This is a genomic window from Mesorhizobium sp. M5C.F.Ca.IN.020.32.2.1 (assembly GCF_004023105.1).
Taxonomy (GTDB): Bacteria; Pseudomonadota; Alphaproteobacteria; order Rhizobiales; family Rhizobiaceae; genus Mesorhizobium; species Mesorhizobium wenxiniae.
Map to the genome: position 1 here is coordinate 1 of NZ_RZSX01000518.1, position 4,612 is coordinate 4,612.

Sequence of the window (4,612 nt, forward strand, 5' to 3'; positions counted from 1 at the left end):
GAATTCCTCTATTTCCGCCAGCTGAGTGGTGGCCTGCCGTCACTCGATTTGCGCTGGACCGGCTTCACCCCGGATGAGGGCATGGCCTGGCTGACGGCGCTCGGCCGGCGCGGCAGCGAGATCATTCAACGCCGGACTTCGTGAAAGCCACGCCCATGACGTCACGATCACCCGCGAAAGCCCGAATTACCCCGGCGGAGCCTAACCAACTCGCACGAAGCCTGACGGCAATGATGCTGCGGCTGTCGCGCCACGCTGCCGCGCTCTGTTTTGCCTGCGCGGCGGTTTTCGTCGCCATGACCGCGATGGAATTCCTCTATTTCCGCCAGCTGAGTGGTGGCCTGCCGTCACTCGATTTGCGCTGGACCGGCTTCACCCCGGATGAGGGCATGGCCTGGCTGACGGCGCTCGGCCGGCGCGGCAGCGAGATCATTCTGGTCTGGCACTACCTGACCTTCGACCTGCTGTTCCCGGCGCTGCTGTCGCTGACGCTGGTCAGCTTGATCCTGGCCACGGGGCGGCGCCTGAAGAACTTCCGGGCTCTGCCCGCGCAGCTCCAGTCGCTGTTCGCGCTTGTCCTGGTGCTGCCCTACACGCTTGCCGATTATGCGCAGAACATCGCTGTGGCCCGCCTGCTCTCGGATTTCCTGTCGGCCAATCCGGATTCGCTGTCCTTCGCCTCGGCGCTGATCGTCACCAAATTCGCGTTTCTGGCGATACCGGTCATCGTCATCGCGGTTTTCCACCTGACCGGTCAGCCGCGCCAGCGTTGACTTTCCTTCTCCCACAACAAAGGGAGAAGGATGTGGCAGACGTTACAAATCGAACAGCGCGATCTTGCGCTTGTCGAACTTGATCGCAATCTCGCCGCGCACCAGTTTGAGCGCGGCCTCGCCGAACACGGCGCGTCGCCAGCCTTGCAAGGCCGGCACGTCGGCGGCCTCGCCCTCGGCGGCGATGCGGTCGATGTCGTCGCTGGAGGCCAGCACCTTCGAAGCGACGCCCTCCCTTTCGGCGACGATCCGCAACAGGACTTTCAACAATTCAGCGGCGGCATTGGAGCCTTCGGGCGGCTGAAAACTCTTTGGCAGCTTCGGCATCTCTTCCCTGGGCAAGGCAAGCGCGCTGTTGATCGCGCCAAGCAGCGCCGTTGCCGTCGCTGACCGTTCCCAGCCTTTCGGCGTGGTGCGCAGCTTGCCGAGTGCTGCCGCATCGCGCGGCGCCTGCTGCGCCACCTCGTAAATGGCGTCGTCCTTGAGCACCCGGCCGCGCGGCACGTCGCGTTCGCGCGCCTCGCGCTCGCGCCATGCGGCCACCGCTTGCACGATCGCCAGTTCCTGCGGCTTGCGCAGCCGCATCTTCAGCCGCTTCCAGGCGTCCTCCGGATGCGGGTCGTAGGTTTCGCGCGCAGTCAGCACCTCCATCTCCTCGTTCAGCCAGTGGGCGCGGTTTTCCCGCACCAGCTCGGCGCTGAGGTGCTGGTAGACCTCGATCAGATGGGTGACGTCGGCAAGCGCGTAGTCGAGCTGTTTTTCGGAAAGCGGCCGGTGGCGCCAGTCGGTGAAACGTGAGGACTTGTCGAGCCGAGCGCCGGTGATCTTCTGGACGAGCTGGTCATAGGAGACACTGTCGCCGAAGCCGCAAACCATCGCCGCCACCTGGGTGTCGAACACCGGATGCGGCACCAGATCGCCGAGATGAACGATGATTTCGATGTCCTGGCGCGCCGCATGGAAGACTTTGACGACGGCTTCGTTGGCCATCAGCCTGAAGAACGGCTTCAGGTCGATATCGGGTGATAGCGGATCGATCAGCGCCGTCACGCCGGGCGCCGCCATCTGGATCAGGCACAGGATCGGCCAAAAAGTCGTCTCGCGAATGAATTCGGTGTCGACGGTGACGAAATCCGACTTTTCGAACGCGGCAACAGCGGTCTCAAGTTCTTCTTGGGTTGATATGACGTGCATCAAATCGCTTTTAGCAAAGGGGGTAAGGTCTCCTTCAATTTCAGCCGCGCGGGCTTTCGTCAAGCGGCAGCCCCGGGTTCAAGACATCGGGGACCGTCATCATTGCTTCGCAGGCCCGTCGGAATCATCGTTGCGCTTGGCCAGTCGGGCGAACACCGTCGATGTGCGCAAAAGGCCGATGAAACGGCTGCGATGGCCGGCCGGCACGCCGGATCGCACCTGCATCCGGTACAGGATGACCACGACGAAAATGGCGTAGACGGTGGCGGTGAACACGAACAGAGCGCTTGGCCCGAAATACTGCATCGCCGTCGAGGCGGCGAACGGCCCGCTAATGGCGCCGAAGGAATAGAACAGCATCAGCGCCGCGTTGATCAGCACAAACTCGCCCTTGTCGGCGCGGTCGTTGGAATGCGCCGCCGACAGCGAATAGAGCGGCATGGCGAAGCAGCCGAAGATGAAGACGATCACGAAGTTGAGGGACGGGTCGCTGCGCGCCCAGAACACCAGCGCCAGCGACGCGAGCAGCGCGCAGCACGTCGTTATCAGCAGCACCGAACGCCGGTCCCAGCGGTCGGACAGATAGCCGAGCGGATACTGGATGATGGCGCCGCCGAAGATGCCGACACTGACGAACGTGACGACGTCGGTGACCGACATGCCGATCTGTTCGGCATAGACCGGCGACAATGTGCGGAAGGCGCTGTTGGTGACACCGACGGCAATGCAGCCGAAGCAGCCGAGCGGCGAAATCCGCCAGACGCGGGCCAGGTCGAGCTTGACGTCTTCCGGCGGGGTCGGGTTGGAGCGGTCGCCAAGCGACACCGGCACCAGCGAGAGCGTGATCATGATCGACATGACGGCGAAGATGGCGAAACCGCCGGCGCCGACGATCGGGATCAGGAACTGTGCGCCTGTGACCGAACCGATGTCGACCATCCGGTAGATGGCCAGCACCCGCGCGCGGTCCTTGTTGGCTGCCCCGGAATTGAGCCAGGCTTCCATGATGGTGAACAGGCCGGCGAAGCAGAAGCCGCCGGCGAGGCGCAACACGCACCACATGACCGGGTCGACGACCAGCACCAAAAGCAATGTCCCGGCGGAAGCGATCGCCGCCAGCGCGGAAAAGGCGCGGACATGGCCGACGGCCTTCATGATGTGGGTGACGGCGAGGCAGCCGAGCAGGAAGCCGGCGAAATAGAACGTGCCCATCAGGCCGATGGTAGAGGCCGAAAATCCCTCCTGCGCACCGCGCAGCGCGATCAGGGTGCTCTGCAGGCCGTTGCCGCCGAGCAGGATGCCGGCGGCAATAAGGAGCGGGATCAGCGGGCGCATGGAGGACATGAAGGAAGGCCTGTCGTTGATCCTTCTTGAACCATCGCTTGCGCCAATGCCAGCGGCAATTCCCGGCGATTAGCAGACCAGCGCCGACAATCAGTTTTTCGGTTTGATTTTTAGCTGAGGGGCGATCTTTCGCGCTCCCGATGGCGCGCTGGGGTGGTGGGCGTCCTACCGCAGAATTCTGTTTGTCATCAGCCATTTCACGGAGCGGGGCCACGCGTAGTTCGGACCCATGCGAAGATCGGTAAAGCCCTGCGAAACAGGTTTCCCGGTTTCAGCGTCGAGGATGCGAATGAACATGGTATGTTCTGTTCGGTTGACGCGTGTTACGACGCCGAGCAAGGCAAGAGATGCGCCGTGCTCTTTGGCGATTTTGCTTTCACAGCCACCGCAATTGCGCAATCCGTGCGGTGCAACCGCCTGCTCATCTGTCGCCGGCGCATCAACCACTGTAAAACGTCCGGACTGGGAGAGCATGTCCTTCGCCACTTGTGCCGACTCGGACAGATAGCGCCTATCGTGTTCATCCGGCGGAATTATTCCCGCCCCAGCGCTCTTGTCCTCCAATTCGAATGGAAACACCTCGATTGACATCGGCTTTGTCTGAGCGTGCGCAAATGCGCAGGTGCCAACAAGCAGCGTCACCAGGACAGTCAATGTGCGAATGCTCATGGTAGTCCTCCCGTCCGTGTAATGGCCATTGTACACGGCTTGACCCCCGATCACGATCAAGCGGAGCAAATTTTACGCTTTGACTGTGGTGTGGAGTTTTCACACAGCCAGGGTTTACAAGTCGAAGTTCAAACCGAGAGATGCTGCCCGTGCGCCGCCTGCCTTGACAAAGGCGGCCTCTCATGTGCTTTTCGCCCAAATTTTCGGGCCGGGCCATCATGCCTTGGCCGCAATCAACATCCGGACTTATCAATGACAATGCATCGTTACCGCAGCCATACCTGTGCCCAGTTGAGGAAGAGCGACGTCGGCTCTTCCGTTCGCCTGTCGGGCTGGGTGCATCGCGTGCGCGATCATGGCGGCCTGCTCTTCATCGATTTGCGCGACCACTATGGCCTCACCCAGATCGTCGCCGATCCGGATTCGCCGGCCTTCAAGATCGCGGAGACGGTGCGCGGCGAGTGGGTCATCCGTGTCGACGGCGAGGTCAAGGCGCGCCTGGCCGAGACCGCGAACGCGAACCTGCCGACCGGCGAGATCGAGGTTTTCGCGCGCGAGATCGAAGTGCTGTCGGCGGCCAAGGACCTGCCGCTGCCGGTGTTCGGCGAGCCGGATTATCCCGAGGACATACG

5 protein-coding genes are annotated in these 4,612 nt (G+C 62.3%); 2 read left to right on the plus strand and 3 right to left on the minus strand.

Features of this window, described 5'->3' with window-relative positions:
* Window positions 1-230: 230 nt before the first annotated feature.
* Window positions 231-773 carry a hypothetical protein gene (locus tag EOA86_RS23175; protein WP_128343782.1) on the plus strand — a complete coding sequence of 181 codons (543 nt, stop codon included), beginning with the start codon at window positions 231-233 and terminating at the stop codon, window positions 771-773.
* A gap of 42 nt (window positions 774-815) precedes the next feature.
* Here the strand turns inward: EOA86_RS23175 and rnd are convergent, their stop codons facing one another.
* From rnd to EOA86_RS23190, 3 genes are all read right to left on the minus strand, one after another.
* On the minus strand, window positions 816-1,967 hold the full coding sequence (gene rnd / locus EOA86_RS23180; protein ID WP_128343784.1) for a ribonuclease D: 1,152 nt from the start codon (window positions 1,965-1,967) through the stop codon (window positions 816-818).
* Between the two features lie 99 nt (window positions 1,968-2,066).
* Window positions 2,067-3,311 carry an MFS transporter gene (locus EOA86_RS23185; RefSeq protein WP_127210891.1) on the minus strand — a complete coding sequence of 415 codons (1,245 nt, stop codon included), beginning with the start codon at window positions 3,309-3,311 and terminating at the stop codon, window positions 2,067-2,069.
* 165 nt (window positions 3,312-3,476) lie between these two features.
* Window positions 3,477-3,980: a DUF3280 domain-containing protein gene (locus tag EOA86_RS23190; RefSeq protein WP_128343786.1), complete on the minus strand. Its 504-nt coding sequence runs from the start codon at window positions 3,978-3,980 to the stop codon at window positions 3,477-3,479.
* Window positions 3,981-4,232: 252 nt separating this feature from the next.
* Here EOA86_RS23190 and EOA86_RS23195 point away from each other — a divergent pair.
* A partial coding sequence (locus EOA86_RS23195; RefSeq protein WP_245497352.1) for an OB-fold nucleic acid binding domain-containing protein occupies window positions 4,233-4,612 on the plus strand: 380 nt, incomplete at its 3' end.

What these genes read in the sequence shown, in the direction of transcription:
- EOA86_RS23185 (WP_127210891.1), bottom strand. Translation starts at nt 3,311, where the DNA reads ATGTCCTCCATGCGCCCGCTGATCCCGCTCCTTATTGCCGCCGGCATC.
- rnd (WP_128343784.1), bottom strand. Translation starts at nt 1,967, where the DNA reads ATGCACGTCATATCAACCCAAGAAGAACTTGAGACCGCTGTTGCCGCG.
- EOA86_RS23175 (WP_128343782.1), top strand. Translation starts at nt 231, where the DNA reads ATGATGCTGCGGCTGTCGCGCCACGCTGCCGCGCTCTGTTTTGCCTGC.
- EOA86_RS23190 (WP_128343786.1), bottom strand. Translation starts at nt 3,980, where the DNA reads ATGAGCATTCGCACATTGACTGTCCTGGTGACGCTGCTTGTTGGCACC.